This window comes from Streptomyces sp. UH6 (assembly GCF_013421635.1).
Classification (GTDB): Bacteria; Actinomycetota; Actinomycetes; order Streptomycetales; family Streptomycetaceae; genus Streptomyces; species Streptomyces abyssomicinicus.
This window is the reverse complement of the sequence record NZ_JACADT010001420.1, coordinates 1-1,056: the sequence shown is the minus strand read 5'-3', so window position 1 is coordinate 1,056 and position 1,056 is coordinate 1. Positions and strand designations below refer to the sequence as shown.

The window sequence follows — 1,056 nt, the reverse complement described above, 5'->3', positions numbered from 1 at the left end:
CCCGTCCCGCATCGCCCTGGCGGTGCCGGACGGGTCGTACCCCTCGGGCACGCCCTCGACGAGGACGATGTCGCCGGGGATGTGCCGCGAGCGCAGCGGAGCGATCTCCCGGTAGGCGGGGGAGTCCCACCACGCCCGGGCCTCGGCGATCCCGGGGAAGCCGATCACCACCACGTGTCCCGGCCAGCTTCCCTCCTTCACCTCGTGCTGCGTGGCGTGCACCAGGAAGCGGCCGCCATACGGCTCGAAGGTGCCGGGGATGCGCTCGATGTACTCGGCGACATCCGGGTGCGGGGGCGCTTCCCGCAGGTGGGCGATGGCGTAGGCGGGCATGACGTCGTCTCCTGTCCTCGGGCTTCGTACGGCCAAGATCCTGACACCGGGGTGCCCGCGGCGTCGACCGCGTATTCGGCCGCACTGCCTGCCAACAGCGGCTCGTGCAGCGCCTGTTGGCCTCCACGGTGGCGACGTGGGTGGCGCGGGACGGTCCGCCGGGACCGGTCCGCCCGGCCGGTCACGGCCACCGATCCGGTGAATTATCACGACACGCCGCGCGTGGTCACGGCTGGCGGCTATATCACCACTATCCGCAATCTCTTCAGTTCATCTGACCGCACCACGGCAGATCGGCACCCCGGAGGCACACATGGGGGCACTGAACAAGATCGAACAGAGTTTCGAGGCTGTGATGAACGGAGCCTTCGCCAAGGTGTTCAAATCCGCGGTGCAGCCCATCGAGTTCATCGGCGCCCTCAAACGTGAGTGCGAGGTCAATGCCAGGATCTGGGGCCGGGACTGCACCATCGTTCCCAACGGCTTCATCGTCGAACTGAGTCCGGCCGATCACGAACTGCAGAGCGCGTGCCTGGTGATGCTCGGCGAGGAGCTGGTCCGCGAGCTGCGCGAGTACGCCGAGCAGCAGCGCTATTCGTTCGTGGGCCCCCTGAAGGTGCAGTTGCAGCGGACCGAGGACCTGAAGGCCGGACGGTTCCGCGTGCGCAGCCGGCTCGAGGTCCCGCCCGACGTCCAGCACACCCTGCGGGCCGGCGAGGGCCG

Annotated in this window: 2 protein-coding genes; one reads left to right on the top strand and one right to left on the bottom strand. The window is 68.8% G+C overall.

From position 1 onward, the window contains the following. A partial coding sequence (locus tag HW445_RS32305; protein ID WP_180224298.1) for a DUF1330 domain-containing protein occupies positions 1-333 on the bottom strand: 333 nt, incomplete at its 3' end. Between the two features lie 313 nt (positions 334-646). Between HW445_RS32305 and HW445_RS32300 the strand changes: the two genes are divergently transcribed. After that, a partial coding sequence (locus tag HW445_RS32300; protein ID WP_180224297.1) for a DUF3662 domain-containing protein occupies positions 647-1,056 on the top strand: 410 nt, incomplete at its 3' end.